At 57.4% G+C, this 230-nt stretch carries 1 protein-coding gene; it reads right to left on the bottom strand.

What is annotated here, in order from left to right:
• Positions 1–230, bottom strand: a 230-nt coding sequence (locus QSV46_RS41265; protein WP_314964582.1) for an aminotransferase class I/II-fold pyridoxal phosphate-dependent enzyme, incomplete at both ends; no start/stop codon positions are given.

The raw sequence follows: 230 nt of genomic DNA, 5'->3' as shown, positions 1-230 counted from the left end.
GTCACCATCCATGGAATAGAGGCTCTCGAACACAACCAGCTTCGGCCGTTGGGGATCGGCCCATTTGAGCAGCTCTTCGAGGTGTCCGAGATCGTTGTGGCGCCAGATATGCTTTTCCGTCCCCGACTGGCGCACGCCCTCGATCATCGAGTTGTGGTTGAGCGCATCGGACAGAATCATGCAGCCGGACATTAGCCGGGCAATCGTTGCAATTCCGGTCTGGTTCGAGA

The organism is Bradyrhizobium cosmicum (genome assembly GCF_032290525.1).
GTDB lineage: Bacteria > Pseudomonadota > Alphaproteobacteria > Rhizobiales > Xanthobacteraceae > Bradyrhizobium > Bradyrhizobium cosmicum_A.
Note: the sequence above shows the minus strand (reverse complement) of the source record. Positions and strands in the feature narration are given on the sequence as shown.